General features: G+C 35.2%; 24 protein-coding genes and 2 pseudogenes. 5 read left to right on the forward strand and 21 right to left on the reverse strand.

The window, feature by feature from the left end; all coding sequences use genetic code 11:
• Positions 1-45 precede the first annotated feature (45 nt).
• Both FJQ98_RS26175 and FJQ98_RS26180 read right to left on the reverse strand, forming a co-directional pair.
• On the reverse strand, positions 46-798 hold the full coding sequence (locus FJQ98_RS26175) for an SDR family NAD(P)-dependent oxidoreductase (RefSeq protein WP_053595953.1): 753 nt from the start codon (positions 796-798) through the stop codon (positions 46-48).
• 30 nt (positions 799-828) lie between these two features.
• Positions 829-1287, reverse strand: coding sequence for a VOC family protein (locus FJQ98_RS26180; protein ID WP_053595952.1), 459 nt, complete (start codon positions 1285-1287; stop codon positions 829-831).
• 324 nt (positions 1288-1611) lie between these two features.
• Here FJQ98_RS26180 and FJQ98_RS26185 point away from each other — a divergent pair, with 324 nt between their 5' ends.
• Entirely contained in the window at positions 1612-2271 is a 660-nt protein-coding gene (locus tag FJQ98_RS26185; RefSeq protein ID WP_053595951.1) for a hypothetical protein, read from the forward strand.
• 514 nt (positions 2272-2785) lie between these two features.
• Here FJQ98_RS26185 and FJQ98_RS26190 read toward each other — a convergent pair.
• Entirely contained in the window at positions 2786-3865 is a 1080-nt protein-coding gene (locus FJQ98_RS26190) for an ankyrin repeat domain-containing protein (protein WP_053595949.1), read from the reverse strand.
• A gap of 95 nt (positions 3866-3960) precedes the next feature.
• Here FJQ98_RS26190 and FJQ98_RS26195 point away from each other — a divergent pair.
• Positions 3961-4179 (forward strand): annotated as a pseudogene (locus tag FJQ98_RS26195) (DUF4386 family protein); the annotation flags it as partial.
• 443 nt (positions 4180-4622) lie between these two features.
• Here FJQ98_RS26195 and FJQ98_RS26200 read toward each other — a convergent pair.
• Both FJQ98_RS26200 and FJQ98_RS26205 read right to left on the reverse strand, forming a co-directional pair.
• On the reverse strand, positions 4623-6104 hold the full coding sequence (locus tag FJQ98_RS26200; RefSeq protein WP_053595947.1) for a malate:quinone oxidoreductase: 1482 nt from the start codon (positions 6102-6104) through the stop codon (positions 4623-4625).
• Positions 6105-6604: 500 nt separating this feature from the next.
• Positions 6605-6757: a hypothetical protein gene (locus FJQ98_RS26205; protein WP_198926916.1), complete on the reverse strand. Its 153-nt coding sequence runs from the start codon at positions 6755-6757 to the stop codon at positions 6605-6607.
• 210 nt (positions 6758-6967) lie between these two features.
• On the opposite strand from FJQ98_RS26205, the gene FJQ98_RS26210 reads away from it, so the two are divergent.
• Positions 6968-7459, forward strand: a complete 492-nt coding sequence (locus tag FJQ98_RS26210; RefSeq protein WP_053595945.1) for a hypothetical protein — start codon at positions 6968-6970, stop codon at positions 7457-7459.
• Between the two features lie 171 nt (positions 7460-7630).
• On the opposite strand, the gene FJQ98_RS26215 is transcribed toward FJQ98_RS26210, so the two are convergent.
• The 3 genes from FJQ98_RS26215 to FJQ98_RS26225 all read right to left on the reverse strand — a co-directional run bounded on the left by FJQ98_RS26215 (position 7631) and on the right by FJQ98_RS26225 (position 9360).
• Positions 7631-7903, reverse strand: a complete 273-nt coding sequence (locus FJQ98_RS26215) for a hypothetical protein (RefSeq protein WP_053595944.1) — start codon at positions 7901-7903, stop codon at positions 7631-7633.
• A gap of 276 nt (positions 7904-8179) precedes the next feature.
• Positions 8180-8977 carry an MBL fold metallo-hydrolase gene (locus FJQ98_RS26220; RefSeq protein WP_053595943.1) on the reverse strand — a complete coding sequence of 266 codons (798 nt, stop codon included), beginning with the start codon at positions 8975-8977 and terminating at the stop codon, positions 8180-8182.
• An 83-nt stretch (positions 8978-9060) separates the two neighbouring features.
• Entirely contained in the window at positions 9061-9360 is a 300-nt protein-coding gene (locus FJQ98_RS26225; protein ID WP_053595942.1) for a hypothetical protein, read from the reverse strand.
• A gap of 153 nt (positions 9361-9513) precedes the next feature.
• On the opposite strand from FJQ98_RS26225, the gene FJQ98_RS26230 reads away from it, so the two are divergent.
• A complete protein-coding gene (locus FJQ98_RS26230) occupies positions 9514-9879 on the forward strand; it encodes a BRCT domain-containing protein (RefSeq protein WP_053595941.1) in 366 nt (121 codons plus the stop codon).
• 264 nt (positions 9880-10143) lie between these two features.
• Positions 10144-10566: a hypothetical protein gene (locus tag FJQ98_RS26235; RefSeq protein ID WP_053595940.1), complete on the forward strand. Its 423-nt coding sequence runs from the start codon at positions 10144-10146 to the stop codon at positions 10564-10566.
• Between the two features lie 390 nt (positions 10567-10956).
• Here the strand turns inward: FJQ98_RS26235 and helD are convergent, their stop codons facing one another.
• From helD to FJQ98_RS27400, 13 genes and pseudogenes are all read right to left on the reverse strand, one after another.
• Complete coding sequence (gene helD / locus FJQ98_RS26240; RefSeq protein WP_053595939.1) at positions 10957-13293, reverse strand: RNA polymerase recycling motor HelD; 2337 nt, start codon at positions 13291-13293, stop codon at positions 10957-10959.
• Between the two features lie 421 nt (positions 13294-13714).
• On the reverse strand, positions 13715-14737 hold the full coding sequence (locus FJQ98_RS26245; RefSeq protein ID WP_053595938.1) for a C45 family autoproteolytic acyltransferase/hydrolase: 1023 nt from the start codon (positions 14735-14737) through the stop codon (positions 13715-13717).
• Between the two features lie 3 nt (positions 14738-14740).
• Positions 14741-15517, reverse strand: a complete 777-nt coding sequence (locus FJQ98_RS26250) for a helix-turn-helix domain-containing protein (RefSeq protein ID WP_053595937.1) — start codon at positions 15515-15517, stop codon at positions 14741-14743.
• Positions 15518-15719: 202 nt separating this feature from the next.
• Positions 15720-15815, reverse strand: coding sequence for a Fic family protein (locus FJQ98_RS26255; RefSeq protein WP_425492712.1), 96 nt, complete (start codon positions 15813-15815; stop codon positions 15720-15722).
• A gap of 6 nt (positions 15816-15821) precedes the next feature.
• Positions 15822-17696 (reverse strand): leucine-rich repeat domain-containing protein, encoded by a 1875-nt coding sequence (locus tag FJQ98_RS26260; RefSeq protein WP_201406590.1) that lies wholly within the window; start codon positions 17694-17696, stop codon positions 15822-15824.
• Positions 17697-18320: 624 nt separating this feature from the next.
• Entirely contained in the window at positions 18321-18578 is a 258-nt protein-coding gene (locus FJQ98_RS27085; RefSeq protein ID WP_053595935.1) for an RNA polymerase sigma factor, read from the reverse strand.
• A gap of 151 nt (positions 18579-18729) precedes the next feature.
• A pseudogene (locus FJQ98_RS26270) lies at positions 18730-19053 on the reverse strand (IS3 family transposase); the annotation flags it as partial.
• A 54-nt stretch (positions 19054-19107) separates the two neighbouring features.
• On the reverse strand, positions 19108-20004 hold the full coding sequence (locus FJQ98_RS26275; RefSeq protein ID WP_053595934.1) for an ABC transporter permease subunit: 897 nt from the start codon (positions 20002-20004) through the stop codon (positions 19108-19110).
• Positions 19988-20950: an ABC transporter ATP-binding protein gene (locus FJQ98_RS26280; RefSeq protein WP_201406591.1), complete on the reverse strand. Its 963-nt coding sequence runs from the start codon at positions 20948-20950 to the stop codon at positions 19988-19990. Before FJQ98_RS26280 ends, FJQ98_RS26275 begins: the two co-directional genes overlap by 17 nt.
• A 116-nt stretch (positions 20951-21066) precedes the next feature.
• Positions 21067-21582 carry a hypothetical protein gene (locus FJQ98_RS26285; protein ID WP_053595932.1) on the reverse strand — a complete coding sequence of 172 codons (516 nt, stop codon included), beginning with the start codon at positions 21580-21582 and terminating at the stop codon, positions 21067-21069.
• Positions 21583-22266: 684 nt separating this feature from the next.
• Complete coding sequence (gene rlmH, locus FJQ98_RS26290; RefSeq protein WP_053595931.1) at positions 22267-22746, reverse strand: 23S rRNA (pseudouridine(1915)-N(3))-methyltransferase RlmH; 480 nt, start codon at positions 22744-22746, stop codon at positions 22267-22269.
• Positions 22747-22836: 90 nt separating this feature from the next.
• Positions 22837-23001: a CxxH/CxxC protein gene (locus tag FJQ98_RS26295; RefSeq protein WP_075807296.1), complete on the reverse strand. Its 165-nt coding sequence runs from the start codon at positions 22999-23001 to the stop codon at positions 22837-22839.
• 225 nt (positions 23002-23226) lie between these two features.
• The gene (locus FJQ98_RS27400; RefSeq protein ID WP_277815963.1) at positions 23227-23352 is read right to left on the reverse strand and encodes a hypothetical protein; all 126 of its coding nucleotides are present in this window, start codon (positions 23350-23352) and stop codon (positions 23227-23229) included.
• Positions 23353-23484: the final 132 nt, after the last annotated feature.

A 23484-nucleotide genomic window follows, 5' to 3' on the forward strand; every position in this document is an offset into this window, starting at 1 on the left:
TAGTTCAAAGAGGATATCATTTCTTATAATTCCAACTCCAACTTTTTATCTTCCTAAAAAACCACCGTCTACTGGTAAGAGGATGCCATTGATATAGTCTGATTTATCTGAGCATAAAAATTGTAAAGCACCAGCTAATTCATTTGGCTCGCCAAAGCGTCCAGCAGGTACACGGCTAATTAGTGATTGATATCTTGACTCATCCTCAAGAATAAATTGATTTAATGCTGTTTTATAGTATCCAGGAGCAATTGCATTTACGTTAATACCATCTTTAGCCCATTCGTTAGATAAAGATTTTGTCAATTGGGAAACTGCTCCTTTACTTGCGGAATAAGCTGATGCATTATAACCACCCTGTACAGCTAATACAGATGCAATATTGACTATTTTCCCAGCGCCCTTTTTCAACATTTCATGATATGCCAGTCTACTTAATTCGAATATTGCAGTGACATTAACATCAATGATTTTTTGGAAATCCTCAATTTGTAAATCAATCGCAGGCATTGGTTTATGAATTCCAGCGTTATTTACAAGAATATCTAACTCCCCACCTAATAGTTGAACTGCTGCATGGAATACTTCAGGAATTTTCTCTAAGTTCGATAAATCTGCTCGCGCCCCGTATACAGAAAATCCTTCATTCTGCATATCTTGAGCAATCTTCTCTACATCATTTGAATAATCAATGATACAAACCTCTACACCATATTCACAAAGACCCTTTACCATTGCTAACCCGAGACCTTGAACGCCACCTGTAAGTATTGCTTTTTTACCCTGTAAACTTTGCATAAACTCCATCCTTTACTGAATTCGCTTTCATTAATTTGTACTCTTTTCCATCAGCTCAATAATATATCCATCCGGATCATACATATAAATAGCTTTTGATCCCTTATTTGCACCTAATGTAATATCTACAATTTTTTTAGATCTAAATTGAACTCCAGACAATTTTAGATCCTCGTACATTTCTTCTATCCCTTCAACCTTTAGACAAATATGTCCCGATCCATAATCGCATGGACGAACATTGCCTGGGTATCTTTCCATGCCTACATACTCAAGTAGCTCTATTTCATTTCCTCCTGGAATTCTAATAAATGCAATTTTGACCTCTTGTAAATTGACAAGTTCAACTATGCTTGAAATATATTCATTACTTGAAATTTGTCTCGAAATTAATTCTAAACCTAACTTATTTACGTAAAAATCTAAAGAAATCTCTAAATCCTTTACTGTTATTCCACTATGGATAAAACCTGTAACTTTCCCCTTCACATTTATCCCCCCTTTCCGCCTCACTTTTATATCATGCAAAAACCGTGCCAATTTTAAACCATGATTAAAAGTTGGTGAAGTTAGATTAATAACACCAATGACACATAAAAATATTTGCAAAAAATCATCACTTGATGATTTTTAACATCATTTAATTTTAGGGCTTTATAATTTTTTATTACCCGAAAATAGGCGAGAACTCATTTAATGGATATTTAGACATATTATTTAGTTCTTGACAAAATGGAGTGGTATATACTTTAATTAATATATGTTTTAATAATTAAAATATATATTAATTAAATTAACATGAGGTGATTATCCGTGATTCAAAAACTACGTACAGTAACCCTTACAAATGGCAATATTAAAGACTTAGCAGCAGACTGTGAGCAATTAAATATCCGTGGATCCGTTGCTTTACATCAAGAAGTACGCCTAAAAAAGATCTCTACTCATGGTCATAGTTCTTTTCATTCCCGTGTTGAAGCGCAGATTTTAAATAGTACAGGATCATGCTCTATAAAAGATTTTTGCGAAATTAATGAGGTTAAAAATGCCGGGAGCTTAAATATGCGCAATGGGCAAGTAACAAAATTGAATAGTTCTGGGAAGCTGACCATTGAACAAAGTTTAGAGGCTGAAATTGTGGATGCAATCGGTATTGTGAAAGCAGCAGAAATACTAGCCAAACATTTTCATTTAAAATTGTCTGGTGAAAGTGGAATTAGGGAGCTTATTGCAGATGAAATATGGATAGAAAAGGATAAGATTTCTGTTCTTCCTTTATTAAAGAAAAAATTAATTTGTCATTGTATAAAAGGGAAAAATGTACGACTTTCCTATACGCATGCGGAAGTAGTCGAAGGAGATGTGGTCATTGTAGGCAGTAATTGTAGAGTAGAAACACTTTATTATAAGGATAGCTATTCAATCGCTCCAAATGCTAAAGTGCAACAAATTGTACGGAGGGAAAAGGAATGACATTCGTAAAAATCATTCAGGCCTTTTTTTGCTCATCGGCACTCCTTGTGTTATCTATCCTCTATGTATGTTTGGTAGTAAGTGCATTAGTGTCAATACTAGCTGGCATTTTGCGAACATTTGGCCTTGAGCAAATAAAGATGGGCATTTGGTATGGCGTTGACCTTCCAGTCATCTTTAGCATTCCCCTAGCCCTTCTTGTATCTTTTTTGCTGTTCTTTTGTTCAATGTATGTTAAACGCTCTATCGTATTCTGTCTTTCGAAGCTTAGGTTTTAAAATAAAAAGGCACATCTTTTGTTTTAATCATAAAAGATGTGCTTCCCTCTCATATCTTGTCCAGAAATAGATACTTTTATTAATTCTGAGAATACTAAATTAGAATTTGAAAAGCTTCTCTTACACCTAAAAGAGGAACTAGTAATAATAATCCGCTGGAGACTTTAGGCCAACAGATGTAAGAAAAACATATTGAAATGCTTTAGGCTGAGTGACGAAATACATGGACATCCCCTCTACAGCTCCCCTTCGAGAAACTTGATAAGATATATTTCAGGCTTCGTAAGAAATTCTTTAAAGCTACACAAATCAGCATACTCCTGATGCTCCACATCATAGCAACCAATTTGTCCTTTTTTCTTTGGATTCCATACTATCTGTAAATCTGAATAATTGTCGATATCTGCTGATAAACGCAGTAGCTTTTGACGACCAACCTTCATTTCAATGGTATCCGTCAATGTGAAAAACTCGATATAGCTGATTTCATAATCATTGGGATCTAGCTCAAGGCGCAGCTTGTCTCCTGTAAGAAAGCTCATCAGCTCATCACTCAATTTATATTTTTTCAACGCATATTTTTTGTTCTCTAAATCATGAAGCTCGGTTGGCTCCAGTGATTTCAAATAGTCGGCCAATACAGTATTTTTATTGCCCACCGCAATCGTATATGGACGCTCTCCATCCTTTTCCGCTAAGGTAACGTCTGCACCACGTTCAACCAAGTATTTCACCATTGTTAGATTCCCTATTCGTGTTGCCTCTGTTAATGGAGTCGCTTCATAAGGATAAACCATATTCGGCTTATTATAATTAATGTCCACCCCTTGATCGAGTAAATATGTAATTGTCTTCATGTCATGATCCGACACAGCTTGACGTAATACTGGACCGCCGTGCTGTTTTATATCCAAACCTAGTTCATGAATGAGGGGCATATTTTTTTTATTACCATAGTAGGCCTGTGAATAGGCGCCAGACCCGACCTGATTGAGCATGTCCAGCTTCGCTCCATGCGCTACAATATAGCGAACTACATCTTCCTTACAATAACGAACAGCACACAAAAAAGCTGGGTTATTTTTAACGTTCAGGTTGACACCATGCTCTACTAATAGCTTTACAACATTCAGTCTCTGCGATATAAGCGCCAAATCTAACGGACTTAACGAGATATGTTTACTCAATATAATGTCATCTTCAATATCCCAGCCCTCTTCAATAGCGTTCAGTAAAGCAGGAATATTTCCATTGTATATATGCATTGCAATTTCCGACAGTTCATTAAATCTCCCGATATCTTTTAAATTAATCATCCATCTCGCTCCTTCCTAGTGTTTATGAAAAGTATAGAAAACAACCTTATAGAACACAACGGTCCATAAGGCTTACAGGAAAACGGCAGGATGAAAACCTTGTGCTACAAGGAGATGCTAGCGCTACTTTTATTAACTTAAAGTCATCCACTATGCTTTTCAAAGCTGAAATCTTTGGTTGGATTATCATCCTAATTACTGACATTGTAGTTACCTGGGTGTTTTATATTTTTCTAAAGCCCATTAATAGAGGCCTTGCATTGCTCGCAGCATGTCTCCGTCTTACCTATACGACGATATTAGGCATTGCCATTCTGTTTATGATGATTAATATTTGAAATGGCTTGTTCATTGGATGTGACCTCTTTTCTTGTTTCATGACTGTATCTCTTCAACAATCGCCTGTTTTTGTTCTTCATTAAGTGTTAAATACTTCATTAGTATTTTTTCTCATTTAGCTCTCCACTCAACTTTTTTCATTAAATTATTGTGATTTTGTCATTAATTTAAGCCTATTTTAATATATTAGTTAATATGGATGATAGTTCTCACTACACCCTAGGAAAGCACCCAGTCAGAGCGAAAATCTCCATCTCGTTATCATAATGAGCCTTATTTTTTTGCAAAATATGCTTCTCAACGGTTTATGAAATAAAAAAATAGAACCTTCAATCCAAAATTAGATTGAAGGCTCTATATTATATTTTGTAGAAACAATTGCTTAAACGCTTACATCCTCTGTTTCTACATCAAAATTTTATTTTAAACCAAGCGCTTCGTCTGTGGATGTACTAATTTCCTTAAATAGCTCTGGGTTTTCTGCTAATGCTATGCCGTAAGATGGGATCATTTCCTTAATTTTCGCTTCCCATTCTTTACTATGTTGAGGGAAGCATTTATTGATTACCTCAAGCATAACGTGTACAGCAGTAGATGCACCTGGAGAAGCTCCAAGTAATGCAGCAATTGAGCCATCAGAAGCACTTACAACTTCCGTACCAAATTGAAGCGTTCCTTTACCACCAGCTTCAGTATCTTTAATAACTTGTACACGTTGACCAGCTACAATAATATCCCAATCATCGCTCTTAGCATTTGGGATGAAATCACGTAACTCTTCCATACGTTGTTCTTTAGAGAGCATTAGCTGTTGGATTAAATATTTTGTTAATCCCATTTCTTTAACGCCTGCCGCTAATAACGTTGTAAGATTATGCGGTTTTATAGAAGCAAATAAATCCATATTTGAACCTGTTTTTAAGAACTTAGGTGAGAAACCTGCGAACGGTCCAAATAGTAAAGATTTTTTGTTATCAATATAGCGTGTATCAAGATGCGGAACAGACATTGGTGGAGCACCAACTTTAGCTTTTCCGTATACTTTCGCATGATGTTGTTCAGCAACTTCTTGGTTTTTACATACTAAGAATAATCCACTGATTGGGAATCCACCAATATGTTTTCCTTCAGGAATACCTGATTTTTGTAGTAATTCTAGGCTTCCTCCACCAGCTCCAAGGAAGACAAATTTTGCTGTATGGTATTCCATTTTACAGCCATCCTTGTCATGCACTCGTACTTCCCATGAACCGTCGCTAGTACGTTTCATGCTTTCAACACTATGGTTGTAGTTGATGTCAACACCTTTAGTATTTAAGTGGTCGAATAACATACGTGTTAATGCACCAAAGTTAACGTCTGTACCAGTGTCGATTTTTGTTGCAGCGATAGCTTCATCTGCTGGGCGATCCTGCATAATAAGAGGAATCCATTCCTTTAGTTTTTCTGGGTCATCAGAAAATTCCATGCCTTGGAATAAAGGATTTTTTGTCATCGTTTCATGACGTTTTTTTAGAAACTCTACATTATCCTTCCCTTGTACTAAACTCATGTGAGGTAAAGGCATAATGAAGTTTTGTGGATTATTGATTAGTTTATTGTTCACAAGATAAGACCAAAACTGTCTTGAAACCTGGAACTGTTCATTAACGTTAATCGCTTTACTGATATCGATTGATCCGTCTTTTTTCTCTGAAGTGTAGTTAAGTTCACAAAGCGCCGCATGCCCAGTTCCCGCATTATTTAATTCGTGAGAACTTTCTTCACCTGCTTTATCGAGCTGCTCAAACACTGTAATTTTCCAATCTGGCGCTAATTCTTTGAGCATTGTACCCAAAGTCGCACTCATGATTCCGGCACCAATTAAGATAACATCTGATTTAATTTGTCTGTTACTCATTTTTACCTTCCTTATATATTAAGATTTGCAGAAAGGATGTAAGCTCTCCTGCTTGGATGTCACAGTAAGCCATGGAGTAACCTAGGAGCACACCTTTTCTGTATCAATTATTACCTTATTGCAGTGTATCACAATTACATAAAGATTAAAATATCAACTATCTATATGAGAGTTATGTGCATTTTTCGAGCCTTCTCCTTAATAAATCAAGAGAAAAGCCTCCTATTCCCTCATCACGAAATCCAACCTTTTTTTAAGCTTTATGGAAAAATAGACCTAAAATTGGCTAGCATTTTCATATAATAATGAGCTTTACTAATTATTATATCTATATAATAACATAAAAATATGGAACCGGTCTTGTTTTTGCACCGGCTCCTTTCCACTTATCTCTTTTCGCTATTTTTCTAAATAAACGAGTTCTGTCCCAGCCTCTTTTTTCTAATTATGAATGGATGAATTATTTTAGCCTGTCTCTGTGTCTAGAAGATACAATCCGCTTATTTAAAAATATCAGCTAAATAGGTTTGAATAGATTCAGGTAATATTTGAAAAAACAATCCTTCATATTTGATATCGAGTATACCAGCAATGAAAATAATAATAATGATGACTAATAAAAGGGGTTTCTTATTTTTAGAAATCCACTTCAATAGGCTCCCTCCTCTGAAAAAATAACGTTGCAATTTAAGTATATATTGATTCATGTAATGTATAAACCTATCCTTTTGATGATAATATCATTCTCTGTCACCCATATTGGAAATGTTACATAAATTAAAATGATACTGTACTAAAGGTGCTTCCCTTGGGCAAACAATAATCAGATAATCGATTGAGATTTAATAAAGAAAGGAATGGCTATGGTAAATTTCAAGTCTTTTCGTGGGGTCGTTACACAGATTGATGATTTTTCAATCGGGCAAAATGGGGAAAGGGAAGGTTGTTATAAACTTATGACGGTAGAAGATAATACTGGCGGCATCGTCAATTTTGTCGTCTCACCTTCTACTTATTTTGTAAACCAAGAAATTGTGACTCTCGGTGATCAGGTTACTGGATATTATGATGGGGATGCACCTGTACCTTTAATATACCCTCCTCAATATCGAGCACTCGTCGTTGTAAAGGAAAATAACTATCAAAATGTCAAAGTCGACTTTTTTAATAACCAATTAGTAAGTAGTGATGGCCAATTACAACTAAATCTCTTTTCTTACACACTTATCTTGCTCAAAAATGGGCAACCCTTTTCAAAAAGTCCAGCAAATCGAAACCTAATTGTTATCTATGGCCCTACTACAAGAAGTATTCCTGCACAAACCACACCTTACAAAATAATCGTTTGGTGTTAACGAAAGATTAGACTCATCACCACCGTTAATTTACTGCAAGCAAACTAAATAAATAAAAAACAAACGGCTTAAGTCCTTTAGAATACAAGGCTCAAGCCGCTTAAAGCATTATTATTTCTTCTGTCTACTTGACAGGGAGCCGTTCAAATCGACGCGAGTTACTGTCTTACTCTACTCCACTTTCCCTTGCATTTCGTGTAATTGCTGCCTGATCAGCTCTAAGTGTTCTTTATTTTGTTTAACCATATCCAAATGCTCACCATATTGCACCGCATTCGTGAGTGCATTTTCTGCATGCTCTATTTGATTGAAAGCATGCTCAATCGCTATCTCCTCCGGATGTGACTTTGCATGCTTCAACAAACGCTCTGCCTTTTGGACTGAGTTGCCAAACAAAGTGCTTGGGTGATCCTGTTTCCAACTTGTTTCTGAGTGCTTAGCCAATTATATCTCTTCCCTTTCTTCAATTAGATAAATTATCTAGACATAGTATTTTAAAAAATACAGAAAATATGCATGTATGAAGTAGGCGGAAAAGTTAAAAAGTGCAATATAAATTTTATATATTCACCTTTATTTATTACTGATAGTATGGCGTTCTTTTATTGACGAACCACATGTTATAGCGAAAATGGGACAAACAGAAACATGGATGGTATTTTTAAAGACGGTCTCCTTTACTTTATAAAGCCTCTTAATACTTGCTAAAAAATTTTCTTCTTATAATTCTTGATTAGCCATCTTCTTATTGTCAGTATGAATGCTTTTCATCCCTTCAAAAAATGGATATTCACTACTTAAATATCCTTCTAACTCTCCGTTGTCATGAAGAAGCTGATTCAAGTAATACTTCGAATAATTTATCCTTTTTTGGATTTCCTGTTGATTTTGTGTTGTCGAACCGTGTCCAGGTATGTGAGTCGTTATTTGATGATTAAGCAAAATATTTTCAGCTTTATTGATCGTATTTATATAATCTTTATAATTGCTAAAAATGAACGGAAACTCAATATCTGACAGATAATCTCCAGAAAGAAATAAGCCATAAGGTTCTATAACAGTAAATAAACCATCATAAGTGTGACCAGGTGCTTGATAAAATGTCATGGTTATCGAACCTAATTCTAATTTATGCCCATCCTCTGAAACAACAATATCTACAGTTGGATATACAGCTGAATAACTTCTATTCAAATAATATCCTTGGTCAAATTGTTTAATTTTTTGAATGATGTCTTCTTTGTTTGGATTTTCATCAAATTGTTTAGATGCAATTACCTTAGCTTCTGGAAATGCCCCTGACCCAATAATATGGTCAAAATCGCTATGTGTGTAAATAATATATAATTGTTTATCACCTTTTATCTTGTTTATGTAGCCCTTAATTTCTTCAACTTCAGTAGGTAACCAATTAGGATCCGTCATAATTATAGCTTCATTAGTTTGAATGATTGCCGAGGTAGTCATATATAATGCACTTTGAAAAACTGTAATATTATTTTTTTGGAATTGAATCACTATGAACCATCCTTTTCCCCATATTGTTAATACAGATTTCTCTAATTTTTATTCATACAAATAGGTAGCATTTTAAAGGCTCATCACCATAACGTGAGGTTGATCTCCGTTCTGACTGGACGCTTTCCTGGGGCGTCCGATGAGCCGCTTCGCTTGCGCTCCAGGGTCGCATCTGTGACGCCATCCCCAAGGAGTCGCCCAGTCTCCACTCCAATCACGGCATCCCCAACTATTAGTGGTGGGCTAGTTTGTTGAACAAGAACTTTAATTTGTTCATTTGTCCTCTCTATTTCAATAGTTCTAGCAATATCGATAAATCCCTCTTTAAAAAATTGATTACAAGCATTCATTACAAGCTCTATATATTTTTTACTAACATTCATCTAAAAACCGCCTTACTTATGATACGATTCTCCATGACTAGTCTAAGTGTAGAGGGATATTCCTTTGTATACCACCGTCTATTACAAAATCCTCTCGAATCAATCTCCCCTATAATTAGATAGAAACCTTTCCATTCAATAAGGAGAACCAACATGAACAACAATAAGGACAACACAGAAGTCATCTTACTTTCTGACCCCTCTGAATGCTTGATGCATCCATTTTATAATAAACAAATCGTCTTTACAGGGGCACTTTCCACCATGACACGTTCAGAAGCTGCGAAAAAAGTACGAGCTTGTGGAGGGATTATGCAAGGGGCTGTTACACAGGATACAGATTTCGTTATTCTGGGGAAGAAACGTCGTGGTATAAGTACGAAACAAGCAAAAGCTGAGCGGTTGATTAGCCTTGGCCTGGACATTCAAATTATTGTTGAGGATGATTTTATTTGGCTCATTTCTATGGAAACAGAATATCTACCATCATCTTTCAAAGATGGGCTTCCTCAAATTTAAATACCTTTTCTCGAATTCATCTCATCTAAAAAGGTATGCAAAACAACTATGTTCGCATACCTTTTCACCTATTTTATTTCCTCAAACTTCTCAAAGGTTCTCCGTAATAAATCTAAATGATTTTAATTTGAAAGCTTACAATTCCAGAAGAACTAGAACAATTAACTAATCAAAGTTTAAAAAATAGCACGACTTAGTTTACTACACAATCAAGCTCAAATATAGAACATATCTTATAGTATCCTAGCAAAAGGAGGTGATAAAATGGTGCAAATTCTTGATTACCAAGCAACTGAACCTCTAAGTACGTTTAACCCAGAAATTGCTTTTCCAATTCCACAGGCTCCATTTAGAGTTCTTTTAGCTTCGATTCAAATAAACATCCCAGGCACCGCTTCAAGAAATAATCGCGTTGAGCTTCTTTCAAGCGTCGGTGTGTCCGGAATTACAAATATTTCACAAATTGTATTTAGAATCTTCCGTAACGGGAAAGAAATCTTTAATACTCAAGATGGAGTAGAATCAGCTGGTTCAGAGCAAAATTACATCTTTACGTTCCAAGCTATTGATTCCAATTTAATAGCTGGCGCTAACTTCTATCAGGTTTTCGCTGAGAATATTACACCCAACACACAAGCAGACGTTGTTGGACCCGTTTCTTTTAGTGGCCTAGCAATAAAAAGTTAACGATAATAGCTCTTACTATGCATCTTGACCACGTTATGCTCAGTACAAATTTGTGGCATACATGATCGATTTTTTAGAGTGTCAATCGATAGAGTGAGATGCATGTTTTAAGGCACATTATATAAAGATTAAAAATAATAGGCTGTATAGAAGTTATAAAAAAATTAAACTTACTATACAGCCTATTTTATTTATATAATTACTTCCTAATCTAAAATTTATTAGATACTCATTTATTTATGATGCGGTTCTCCGTAATGTATTTAAATGAGGTTGAAGTTAATTATTCTCGTCAATGAATGAGCTTCATTTTCTTTCATTACCTCGCCATTTTGTTGACTTTGGCCCTGATTTTTTAGGAATGTTAGTTTTTTTAAAAATTCAATTAGATCAAACTCGGATGAGATTTTCCTGCAAGGCGTTGAGCAAAAATGAGCTCGGTTCACCTACGCTGTAAAGCTGCAAATCATGCATCGCTCTGGTGCAGGCGGTGTAGAAAACTCTGCGCAGGCTCTTATCACCATATTTTTGCTCCGATGCATCATAGATGATAACAGCTTCGAATTCGATGCCTTTGGATAAATACGATGGTATGACTACAACTCCTTGTTCATACTCAGGTGAGCCATTCTTTATGAGCTTAATATCTTCAATGTTGGACAAGGCTTCATATGCACTCTTACTTTCCTCAGCGGATTTGCATATTATGGCGATACTATTATAGCCAAGACTTCGCAAAGCTTCGACTTTGGAGACAATGCAGCGGTGCAGTTCTGCGTGATCGAACAATTGTGTTAGCACAGGCAACTCGCCATCGCGTTCGAAAGGAATAATCCGTTCGCCATTTGGAACTAGTCTGCGTGTAAATTCAATGATCGGTTTTGTAGAACGGTAGCTGCGCGTCATGTTGATTACTTCCGTTTCATCCTGCCCGTATAAGCTGCTAAGGCTATTAAAATCCACCATTTCATCAGCATGGGCAAATATCGCCTGATTAAAGTCACCTAGTACAGTCATCCTTGCCGAAGGAAACAAACGCTTTAGAAATTCGAATTGAAATGGTGAATAGTCCTGCGCCTCGTCAACAAGTATGTGCTTTATCGACCTATTCGTCTGAAAGCCTTGAATCAATTCTTTCATAAGTAAAAACGGAGTAGCATCTTCATAAAGCAGTTTGCCTTCGTCTACCATTTCTAGCGTCGCTCGACAAATATCCGCCCACTCCACGGGTGTTTCCCCCTCTATCCACTGTTTGATCTGCAGGGGGTCTGCAAAAAGCTGCTTGTATATCTCCTTAATGTCGATAAAATGAAACGCCCGGATTCGTTTTCGCAACGGCTTCAATTTCTGGTGAACAATCAATCGTGTAAGTGCTTCAGGCTCCATCTCATAATCGCCAATCGATTCTCTTTCAAAGCCGCGCTTTTTCGCTAAGTAGATATGTGCCTTATGGTATTCCTCGTTGCTAAGCAGCTCAATTGCCTCCTGCACCCATGGCTTCATCCGTTCGACCTTTTCGGCTTCCTTTATTTGCTTCATGAGCCATTCCTTTAACTCTTCAAGTCTATTATGGAAGTTGATTGAGGTGTCGCTGCTATAAAATCTATCCGCAATTTGTTGAGCGGTAACAATCGGCTTTCCTCTGAAGTTAATGCCCTTGAATAACATTCCAGATAACTCCAGCGACTTTCTGTATGATTTGATGACCTCAAAAAAACAGGTAGATGCTTTGAATCGGATGCCAGCCACCCTTGACCCGTGCGAAGGAGCATTCGCTGCAGTTAAAACATATTCCAATTGCTCGTAAGGATTTTCAACCTGAAACTCTTTACTTAGTCGATGATCCAAGTATTCCTGAAATGTAACCTGCTGCATATTCTCTTCGCCGAGTTCCGGCAGCACATTGGACACATAACTGTTGAACATTGAATTAGGTGAAAATAAAATAATCTGATCAGCATTCAGACTATCTCGATATTTGTAGAGCAAATAAGCGATTCGCTGTAATGCCGCAGATGTCTTACCACTGCCAGCTGCACCGTGAACAATGAGCAGTTTCCCGTGATTATGACGGATAATCCGGTTTTGCTCCTGTTGAATGGTAGCTACTATACTATGCATATGTTTATCCGTACCTTGACCCAGAACCTGCTGTAAAATCTCATCTCCAATAGTGAGACTTGTATCGAACATAGATTGAAGAACACCTCCGCGGATAAGATATTGCCACTTTTTCTCCAATTCCCCTTGGATTGTGCCTCCGGGTATTGCATACTGGGCAGGACCAGGCTGGTAATCGTAGTAGACACTCGAGATTGGTGCTCTCCAGTCGTAGATAAGGAAATCCTCTCCACTTTTATCCATAAGCGAGGAGATTCCTATATAGATATGTTCCTGAGTTGACATTCCTTCTTCTATGAAATCAATTCGGCCGAAGTAGGGAACCTTCTGCATACGGCACAGCGTAGACAATCTCTTAGATGCATGTTTGTGGGTGCTTTGGCTTACGGACAATGCTTGAGCTTCTTGTCTCAAGCTGATGACGGTCTCAAGAAAATCGTCGAAGGTATCCGTATTCACCTTGATTTCATCCCAAAAGTGTTTGCGAATATTTACCACTTCGTTCTTGCGCTGGGAAGTTTCTACCTCTAATCTGCTAATTTGCTCCGTAATGGTCTCCATTACATTGTTCACTCGTTTTTGCTCCTGCTGAAACTCCGAATTCATAGCATTCACTCCTTAAAAATATAAATATAGGGGTTGACTAATGAAAAATTATATTTTATAATTAAAATAGGGATATTATACTCATTTTAATCATAAAATGTTTATCTATATAAATTTACCATGGGTTCACATTTTTTTCAATGTATTTGACATGATTTCTATTTCTATAATTAACATTTATAGTAAAGTGAAAACACTCCTAAAGCTGCATTTAGGAGTGTTTCTAACTATCTACTTATCATTCCATGAATTACTAAAAAAGCACCGTTCTAAAATCTAGAACGGTGCTTTCTCTATTTTCGAATAAACCGCACTTACTTGTGGTACGGTTCTCCGTGACTTTCCTAAGTGCGATTTTTTATTTCGTTTAAATTTGATTATGAATTAAGCTATTTCTTAAAATAGAAAAAATTAATCAATTTTAAACCGTTTGATTAATTCTCCCTTTTATAACTTTAGGCAGACTTAAAGTTCCATCCAAATATCCCCTTAATGAAAGCATCATTGGTTCACTATTCTCGCCAACACCAATTATGATACTTAAATCTTTTGGTGAATAGACAACTGTATGCAGCGTTCCGAAATACTCTTTATAGTATTTAAAAAATAAAGGAGAATTCCCATCATTAAAATGACGATATACAGATATTGGTGAAAGTTCCTTTGTTAGTAGACTATTTATATACTCCTTACGCTTTACTGATCCTTGTATCTCTTTCCTATTTTTTTCTCGTAATGCTTCTGAATCAAAATGATTTGTACAGATTAGTGGATTTCCGAAACTGACAAACTGTTTCTGAGGAGAAGCTTCCACCACCGCCCCTCTTCCACTTTGATCTGTAATCGAATAATTGTAGCAAAATCCATGAGGAATGGTTGAAATTAAGTCGATTGCCTCTTTTATGCATCCACACTGATCCAACAACAGTCTAACAATTGTCGTCGCAATAAATCCTTCTTCTTTGTCATGATTATTTACAAAATGTAATCCGACAACAAGCCCTTTTTCATTCATACCATCAAGCCTTCCAATCACTTGCTGGCTAAACCCAACACTTGCGTAACCATCGATTGGATTAGAAAAAACGAGTCTTGCATCATACAACTCTGGACTAAAATCATAATTTCGTACATAATAGTCATCATTTACAAATGCGGTACATCCCATTGACGGAAAAGATACATCATAACCGCTATAAAGTCTAATTATCGTGTCTAACTCCATATCCACCCCCTCTGCTAGCCCTCTAAGTTCTTCTAAAAGATTCGGTGAAATAACCTTTAGTATCTCTTTAGCTTTCTTCGCATTTGAATTAGAGCTCAAATTCTCAAGTAAGCTAAGTTGCTTTAAAAGCTGTGTCGATTTAATTTCTTCACTTTGCTTTAAACCCCATTCAAAAGAACTTCCCTGTAACTCTACTATTCTTATCGTCAATTCTTCCATTTGTCATTCTACTCTTCTTTCAATTTGAGTAACAGGCATTAATAACTCCAATTCTGTAAAATCCACACCATAATACCATTCTAGTATGGGCGATATTGGTGTCCATTTATGTTCGAGTGCATAGGTCATTAGTTTATTGTAACCATTTTGGATTCTAGATAATGACTCTTTAAAAGGCATTGCGATACAGATGCATGGAGGCATGTGTTCTATTAAGGCGATTTCTGTTAAATCATTTATTCTTAAGTCAATCGGTACTCCAAAGCCAATTTGCACTTTAATAAAATCTTTACCAGATAGATATTTCAAGTAACAATTTTTAAATGGAATATTTAATTTTTGCAATTCACTTCCTCTTTTCAAAAAATGCTCTTTAAATTCTCCTGTTTTAGATTCGGCAGTATACCCAATAATTTGTTCTGCACTTTTTTCTATTAGATAAATTTCCTTACTTATAGAGCCACTTTCTAGATAGCGTAAACTCACCGTTAAAAGGTCCCGTGTCTTTTTTATGTTGTAAATCCAATTTTCCATCATTTGCTGCCGTTTTGCCTCTTCATTTTCCAATAAATAAATTTGAATATCTTTTATAGGTATACCAGCTAAGCGTAAACTTGAGATTAACTTCACTGTTGCGACTTGATCATCAGAATATACGCGATAGCCATTTGCACTTCTTTCCCGAGGGAAAAGTAAATTTTTCTGTTCATAATACCTTAATGCACTTTTAGAAATACCTGTTCTTTCGGAAAAATCCTGTATATTCATGAACTGAGTCACATCATCACTCCTCTTAAGTCTAATGTTAAACCTTAAAGTAACTTGAATGTAAAGGGATATTTTCCAAAATAAAATGACTTACCACATAGGCAAGTCACTTCAAGTATAAGTATATAGGTAGTTTTTTCTTTTTAATTTCATACTGCTATAAGAGAAGAATATTAACCGCACTTACTTGTGGTACGGTTCTAAGTACGGTTTTCTACTTTAATAATAATTGGGGGTATTCTGATTTCATTAACTCAAGGTTTAACAACAATCTCGAAGTGCGACCGTTACCATCAATGAATGGATGAATACCTCCTCAATAAATCGCAATTCTCTTGTCTAGAACAGACCTATTTTGCACCTGATTCCCTAAAATATATAGCTTTTTCAAATTGGGCAGATTCACTAGAGAATTTACATTTGAAATAGCGTTATTTTCCAAATGAAGCACCTCAATTTGTTGCCAATTTTCCATGAAACTTAACGATTGAAGTGAACTGTCTTGTATTGAGAATGAACGCAAGGCTGAAAAATCGGCAAAGTAAGGCATGACCTTATCAACTTCATGCAACCAGTCACCATTACCTACTCGAAAAGATACGTCATTCAAAGTTAAATGTTCCAGCACGTTGTTTGCAAATGGATGTTGACTATTAATTTGAAACTTACATTCATAACAATTTAACGTTTTTACATGCTGTAAATTGAATAATTCACTCGTTTCTTCATAAAAAGCTGTCTCATTTAAATTTATTGTTTGCAAACTAGGCAGATCATTTAAAAAACGAATACCTGTAAAATCTCCATTCTCCATTACTGTAAGTTGTTCTAGCTGCGGGTATTTCAGTAATTCTGCTCCATTCAAATACGACTCCGACGCGCTTATATAAACAGTCAAAGATTTTAAAGCTGGTGCCTCTAACTTTGGTATGATAAAACCTTTTAATTCCGCTTTTTTTAAATTGGGTGCTACAATCGATGGTCCATCGCCACTATAACCAGTTATCGATAATTCAGTTAGTGAAGTCAGGCTGTTCACAATATCAACTGATTCTAATTTATAAAGAGAAGATAAACGCAGCTTTGTCAATGATGACTTATTTCTAAGGCGTTCTAAATTCGTAATATCCACATTTTCAAGATCAAGCGATTGCAGGTTAGGCATGTTTTTAAAAAAATCAAGCGTTTTTAAATTTCTTAACGATGTAAGCTTCAATTCTTGTAATTGACTCAATGAATAGAACGCGCTAAAATCTGTCGCTTCACTCAAATCTATTGCTAACGACTCTAAATCAGTTAATGAAGACAACCACTTTAAATCATTGGCAGATCTTAAAGACAATGATTTTAATGGCAGTTTATTCAGAAGAGGGAAGTCTGTAACCGTCTCGGTGTGATACGAAATTTCAAGTGATTGAAGATTAGGAAACTCTAATAATAAAGCAAGTTCATCATTACTTCGGATTTGAATAGAGAGCTCTACAACATTAGACTTATCGCTAAAATATTCAGCAATTTTACTAAATGATTCATTAAAGCCACCTGTATAGCTTTTTAAGCCTTCCAAATGTCGGAAGCTTACATTCTCACTTTGCGATATTTCATAATCACCCATCAGTTTCAATACCGTCAGTCCGGTAAAGGCTTCAAAGTCTTTTTGTTCGATTTTTTGTGTATTTAATAGCTTATCCATAATAATATAGTTAGAAATTTCAGCTTGCTTATTCGTAAATGGGTCGTCCAGGCTGTAATCAAAATGCCACTGATTTTCAGAATAGTAGGCAGCCAAATAACGAATACTTGCGATTTCTTCTTTAGTAGGCATCGCTTCACCTTTATCAAAAATATCTTTTAAAAAGAACAAAAGGACATCGCTTTCAGGCATTGTTCGAACAGATATTTCTCCATGGTTGCCTTGTTCAGTTTGATTGCTACTCAACAGGAAATATCCAAGGAATGCACAAATGATTACAATCGCTACAATAAGAAGCGCTTTTAAATTCGTTTTTGGGCGTGTAGTTGTATTAGGAGAAGTTGTTCCATAATAATTATTAATCGTTTGATCAACGTAATAGACTTTATTCTCTTTCAACATTATTTCAGTTTCACAAAAAGGACATTTGAATGGTTGTCCCTCTTTATATTCAATTTTCCCATTACAATTCGGACAATTTAATTTAATAAATTCCACAGGCAGTCCCCCTATCATTTAAAGCAATCGTTTTGTAACAAAAATAGAATAAAGTATCCTCGGCTTTATTTTCAATTAAGCTTAGTTGTCTAAAAAATAAATGTCAATATTTCTATGGAATACAAGTTATCTTCCATCTTATATTTTCGCATTGCTCGAGCAAATAACCAGAGACTAAATTGCTGCGTGCTCACCCAAGGTTTTAAAACCCTAGTTTCTTTTATTCCACACGCTCATCAAACTTCCCTCTTCATATCCACAACAAAAAATCGCCCAAGAAGTTTTAAAGGGTGACTTTTTTGGACTTCTCAAACCGATATTCTTCGGACTAATTCTATATATGAATGTAAAATAAAAATGGGAGAAGAGAAATCGTCATCAGACGACTTTTCTTCTCCCTTTTCCAAAAATGCTCAACTACATTATTATTTATGAAGCTGACACAATATGAACCGGTCTCCATTTTGAAAAAAGATTGATCAAAATGGAGTTGCTCTTTTTAGCTTAATATGAGATTTTTTTATAAAAGTTTGATCATTTCAATGAGCCTTCTTCAAATAAAGCACCTATTAGTTTATGTGTATTTATTCACATCGCATCAAAGGCTACCTAAATATTGCATTTTTACTCAATCGGAACATAAATATCTGTCTTGCTCTTGGCTTTGAAGTTTTTTGGTGGCTCAGTAACGTATAATTCAAAGGGGAATGAATCTCTCGGTGTGTATTCGTCTTTTTTGCCGTCAAATTGGTGCATGGACTTTAGTGCCTTAAAAAATGTTTCTTGTGTAATTTCTTCTGCAATATTTTCATCTGACGCCAGTGATATCATATAAAAATAAACGTCATGAAAATATGCTTGATAGATTTCCTCAAAGTCCATGTCTTCCCCCCTTTTACCTAAATAACTAGCGAAATATTAAAGCGTTACAATATTTGCAAAAAAAAATAGACATATTCATTTTATCTGAATATGTCTAGCTAATGATTAAAAACATATGCGCTTGCTCAAGAACATACCATTAAAACCGCACTTACTTATGGTACGGTTCACCGTAAAACCAATGAACATAATCATCAAGTTCAAGAGCGAGCTGTTCAAGAGAAGTGAAATGAGCCCCATTAGCGAATTCTGTTTTAAATACTTTAAACGTCGCTTCAGCCACGGCATTATCATAAGGACATCCCTTCATACTTAATGAACGCTGGATATCGAATGTTTCAAGTGCCTCAGAAATAAGCTTGTTATCAAACTCTTTCCCGCGGTCTGTATGGAATACTTTCACATCATTCAGATTTGCTTGAATGCTTGCGATTGCTCGATAAACAAGCTCTGCTGTCTTATTTGCACCAGCACTATACTAAAAATTAAAAGATTAGCTGAGACATTGTCTAACTCGTGCTCAATGAATTTATGGCATTGGGGTTTTTTGTTTCTTCAAGACGAAAAACATAATGAAGACAAAGAATAGAATATAAATTAAAGTATAAAGTATGCTCTGATTAATAGAATATATATCTGGCATAGCATAAAAAGACACTATACCACCATACGCTGTTTTTTCGAATAAGATTGGTAGCATTGATTTCTGAATAAACAGAGGAAACCATTGACCGAAAGACCAACTATGTAGAAACGTGGATTCAATAATAGGGTATAAGAATCCAGCAATCATTCCTACCAATATACTTTTTGTGATAACTGTGATACATGCGGCAAAGATACCCCATAATAAAAGACTTATTATCGTTCCTACAATTTGTAAAATGGAACTCTTAAACATTAAGGGTTCCTCCGAAATAACTTCCATAGGCAAGTTGAATAGAATAGGAGTAATAACACTCATAATGTAGCCTACGAGCACACTAATACCTATGAAAAGCAGTATAAAAGTTGAAAGGCTAAACACCTTACCCATTAGTACTTCTTTTCTTGTCATTCCACTAACCCACAGTTGTCTAATAGTAAAATGGCGATACTCAACACCAAACAGCAGTGCTCCTATGATAGACAAGATAATTGGACCTAATGAATTAACTGCAGCCAACGAATAAGTCAATGCCATTGAAGGACTTAAAACATAAAGTTTCGCTGCTAGTGGTTCAGTAAAATCAGATTTGGCTAAATAATTAAGAGTTTCTTGTTCACTATAAGAACCATTTTCTAAAAATAAAGCAAATGATTTTTGAAATTGAAAGCCAACACTAACATAACAGTAGATAAGAAATAGGATAAAAAGCGCAATCCCCCAAAAAACAGCAGGGTGTTTAATTAGTTTTTTCCATTCTCGTCTATATATTCCTAGCATTAATGTCCTCCTCCTTCACCCACTGATTGTAAAGGTTTTCCCATTCTTGAACTGGCTTAATATTGATCCATTCCTGTATTAAAATATTCTTCATTATTAACAATTGTTGAACAGTCTGGACTGATTGTTCCGATGATATAGTCAAACGCCAAGTTTGATCGTCTAATTCTACACATTCAAAAACGTCAACTATTGTTTCAATTTCTTCTTTTCTTATAGGATTTAAGGTTTTCATTTGGATAATTGGTAAGTTAACTTCACTTATTCCTTGGAAAGTGTCTAGCTCTTTCCTAATAGTCCCGTTGTAAATCATTCCAAGACGGTTACAACATTGTTCAATAATATCCCATTCATGACTGGCTATTATAAACGCACTACCATTTGATGCCATATCTTTAATAATTTCAACTAAATTTTTACAAGAAGCTACATCTAACCCATTTGTTGGTTCATCTAATAAATAAAGATTAGCTTCTTTAGAGAGAGCAATAGACAATCCCAACCGCTGCTTTTGCCCAAAAGACAATTTTTTTACTTTTTTAGACAGTATTTTTTCAGATTGGTTTAACCTGTTTAATATTTCATATGCATTGGAAGGTCGTGGAGAAAGTAAATCAATATTATCTTTTCCACTTAAATAGGGATATAGCGAAGTGGGTTGAAAAGCAAAACCTGTTGGATTTTCTTTTTTTATTTTTTTATCAATATGTATAGTTCCTTCATCTGAATGAACTAATCCTGATAAAATAGATAAAAGAGTTGTTTTACCTGAACCGTTTATCCCAACTAGAGCATATACATCATGTGCATTAAGGGAAAGGTTAATGTTTTGTAAAACTGTTTGGTTATGATATTTTTTCTTCAAACTTTCAACTTTCAGAATTTGTTCATTATTAGTTTGATAATTCTCTTTTAATTGTCTTGTTTCTAAAATATGTTCATTCATAATTTACCACCTTTCTTCTTTCTTTTTTATAAAGTTACATTTACTTGAATTTAGTTTAACTGAATTCAAGTAAATGTAATGAGTAATTTAATTATTTTCTATTTAAAAGTTGCATTTTAATATGCACTCGAATTACCAGAACCTGTTATGTCGGTGATAATTCTACTTGTGAACGAAGGTCCACCAACATGCCCCCAAGGAGTTGGGATGCCACTATCAAATTTAACACTTTGGTTAGCCTGTCCAGATGAAGTTCCTTTTAAGTTCCACGTATTACTTTCACTTCCATACCCATAGCCTATTGCTGCATTGTTATCTTGCCATAGATTATTATATTTAGTTATTTTTCCAGAATCATATGTCCATTGAATATAAGCCAATTGAGTTGCTACATTAATACCATAGAGATTTGTGTACCTTTTCCCGTATGAAACTGTTGCAGTCCAAGCACGAACATCGGGTCCTTTAGATATTAATTCAGGTGCAACGTACGCATCTGATCCTATAACCGATGTATCAGGAAGAGTGGTATCTTCTAATTCTGCAGCATGTGCTGAAGAAAAAGATGCTATTGATATTCCTAACGATAAAACCCCAGCAGTAACAAGTTTAGATAATAATGGATTTTTCATTTTTCGTTTCCTTTTCGGTTCCTCAAATTTTTTTTTTGAAAAATCAAGTGACGGGTACGTAGCAACATTTAACTTCTAATAAGGTCATATCACCTGCCCCACTATTTTTAGAATAGGTTATTGTGTATAAGATTCTCTTAGGAAGTTAATTTCATTATAACTTGTAAAAAAATTGATTATAAGCAAAAGAAGTCGACAAAAATATATACATAAAGATACATTTCACTCGGAAATTATAAATTTTAATACTAGATTCAATGTTAAGAGATAAGAATAGCTCGATTTCTAAAAAATTGGGGGTTATTTACAAGAAATAAAAAAATTGATTATTCTATAAGAGTGGTTGCTATTTAGAGCATCCATCTTTTTTGTTCTTAAGCATCATTTCTCTAATTGCTTTTCATATAATTTAAATACAAATCCTCCCCTTTTAGAAATGGATGCTAAAAATAAAATTATTATTTGTGATTTTAAAAATTCTAACGACGACTTTTCGAAATATATAATAGATTCTTGGAATACATTTAAAGCCAAACTTTAAATGAAAACAGGTACACTTATTAAAATGTACCTGTTTTTAATTTATTATATTTTTCAAACACTAATATATGCTCTATATTCATACCGCCACCATCATTACCTAAATTAGGAATCCTTTTGTTTGAGGATATGACAAAACCGCACTTACTTATGATACGGTTCACCCTTCATAATCCTAAAACTCCTATAAATCTGCTCTACCAAAACAAGCTTCATTAGCTGATGTGGTAATGTCATCTTTCCAAAGGACTGCTGCTCATCCGCTCGTTTCAAAACATCATCATGTAAACCAAGAGAGCCGCCGATAACGAAGGCGATTTTGCTTTTGCCGTAGGTCATGAGAGATTCGATATCTGCTGCCATTTGTTCAGAGGTTTTCATTTTTCCGTTGATGGCTAGGGCGATAACGTATGTATCTGGGCCGATTTTAGATAGAATGCGTTCACCCTCTTTTTTCTTAACGATTTCCATTTCGGCGTCGCTTAGCTGCTCGGGTGCTTTTTCATCTGGTACCTCGACTAGATCCATTTTTGCGTAGCCGCCGAGACGTTTTACATATTCGTCTATGCCCATTTTTAAGTACTTTTCTTTTAGTTTTCCGACTGATACAATCGTTATATTCACACGTTATCCACCTTTACAATTCATTTACAAACAACTTATCCACAAAAGTTATCAACATATCCACATAGCATTCCTATATATTGTGTAAAGTTATTTACTTGATACAATATATTCTGCTGGTTGTTCACAGTAGCTACATTTTGTGGATAACTTTTTATCCTCTTCGACTTTATCCATAATTGGGAACTCTTTTTGCTCTGCCACAAACATGTCTAAAGCGTGATCTATATGGCTTTCACAGCTGTATTTTTCCATTTTTATATCTCTCCTTATTTTCCGAAATTTCCACAAACTTATTCACAATTCGGTCTATGTTATCCACAATCTATTGTAACAAAGGACAGGCGAGTATGGAAGAATAGGCTTTCTATCGCTAATTGCTGTGTAATGTAATTATTCACAATTTTCTAGTTATCCACAATATTTTCTAAATCATTCTTAATAATTCAGTCAATGCCTCCGAATATTTTTGTCTCATTTCTATAATGTGGGGTTGATTTCCGTTCCGACTGGGTGCTTTGTAGCTGCCGCTTTGCTTTCGCTACAGAAAACATTTGTTGTTACTGTCGCTTCGCTTTCGCACAGAGCAAAGTTTCCTGGGGGCATTTGATGAGCCCCAAGGAGTCACCCTCCACTCCTATCAACTTATATTGGCATACATTTTAACAAATATTAGCTCCATCTTTTGATGATAAAATATAATTTTTGATTCTACAACACGAAAAGAAAATCAGTGAG

The sequence above is a fragment of the Lysinibacillus agricola genome, from assembly GCF_016638705.1.
GTDB classification, from domain to species: domain Bacteria; phylum Bacillota; class Bacilli; order Bacillales_A; family Planococcaceae; genus Lysinibacillus; species Lysinibacillus agricola.

What these genes read in the sequence shown, in the direction of transcription:
- FJQ98_RS26225 (WP_053595942.1), bottom strand. Translation starts at nt 9,360, where the DNA reads ATGAATGTTAGTAAAAAATATATAGAGCTTGTAATGAATGCTTGTAAT.
- FJQ98_RS26200 (WP_053595947.1), bottom strand. Translation starts at nt 6,104, where the DNA reads ATGAGTAACAGACAAATTAAATCAGATGTTATCTTAATTGGTGCCGGA.
- FJQ98_RS26275 (WP_053595934.1), bottom strand. Translation starts at nt 20,004, where the DNA reads ATGCTAGGAATATATAGACGAGAATGGAAAAAACTAATTAAACACCCT.
- FJQ98_RS26230 (WP_053595941.1), top strand. Translation starts at nt 9,514, where the DNA reads ATGAACAACAATAAGGACAACACAGAAGTCATCTTACTTTCTGACCCC.
- helD (WP_053595939.1), bottom strand. Translation starts at nt 13,293, where the DNA reads ATGAATTCGGAGTTTCAGCAGGAGCAAAAACGAGTGAACAATGTAATG.
- FJQ98_RS26190 (WP_053595949.1), bottom strand. Translation starts at nt 3,865, where the DNA reads ATGATTAATTTAAAAGATATCGGGAGATTTAATGAACTGTCGGAAATT.
- FJQ98_RS26280 (WP_201406591.1), bottom strand. Translation starts at nt 20,950, where the DNA reads ATGAATGAACATATTTTAGAAACAAGACAATTAAAAGAGAATTATCAA.
- FJQ98_RS27085 (WP_053595935.1), bottom strand. Translation starts at nt 18,578, where the DNA reads ATGGACTTTGAGGAAATCTATCAAGCATATTTTCATGACGTTTATTTT.
- FJQ98_RS26295 (WP_075807296.1), bottom strand. Translation starts at nt 23,001, where the DNA reads ATGGAAAAATACAGCTGTGAAAGCCATATAGATCACGCTTTAGACATG.
- FJQ98_RS26235 (WP_053595940.1), top strand. Translation starts at nt 10,144, where the DNA reads ATGGTGCAAATTCTTGATTACCAAGCAACTGAACCTCTAAGTACGTTT.
- FJQ98_RS26210 (WP_053595945.1), top strand. Translation starts at nt 6,968, where the DNA reads ATGGTAAATTTCAAGTCTTTTCGTGGGGTCGTTACACAGATTGATGAT.
- FJQ98_RS27400 (WP_277815963.1), bottom strand. Translation starts at nt 23,352, where the DNA reads ATGCCCCCAGGAAACTTTGCTCTGTGCGAAAGCGAAGCGACAGTAACA.
- FJQ98_RS26245 (WP_053595938.1), bottom strand. Translation starts at nt 14,737, where the DNA reads ATGGAAGAATTGACGATAAGAATAGTAGAGTTACAGGGAAGTTCTTTT.
- FJQ98_RS26285 (WP_053595932.1), bottom strand. Translation starts at nt 21,582, where the DNA reads ATGAAAAATCCATTATTATCTAAACTTGTTACTGCTGGGGTTTTATCG.
- FJQ98_RS26175 (WP_053595953.1), bottom strand. Translation starts at nt 798, where the DNA reads ATGCAAAGTTTACAGGGTAAAAAAGCAATACTTACAGGTGGCGTTCAA.